At 54.6% G+C, this 218-nt stretch carries 1 pseudogene; it reads right to left on the bottom strand.

What is annotated here, in order from left to right:
* A pseudogene (locus tag H6B10_RS17340) lies at positions 1 to 119 on the bottom strand (hypothetical protein); the annotation flags it as partial.
* Positions 120 to 218: the final 99 nt, after the last annotated feature.

The raw sequence follows: 218 nt of genomic DNA, 5'->3' as shown, positions 1-218 counted from the left end.
TCCCCTGCCTTTACATAGTCCCCCAGCTTTTTGTGCATGGTAATTCCTGCGGCAAAATCGATGGAGTCTTCCTTTTTGATGCGGCCCGCCCCCAACAATACACTGGCGTTGCCGCCTTTGATTTACGCCCGGGTCACGGCCGATGGCGTAGAACGCTTTTAACACGAATTGAATGAAAAAACTCCCGGTCGCCGCGTGTATCGCACGGTGACCGGGAG

The organism is Gemmiger formicilis (genome assembly GCF_016901605.1).
Lineage (GTDB): Bacteria > Bacillota > Clostridia > Oscillospirales > Ruminococcaceae > Gemmiger > Gemmiger formicilis_B.
The sequence above is the reverse complement of the archived record's forward strand: the minus strand, read 5'-3'. Positions and strand labels throughout refer to the sequence as shown.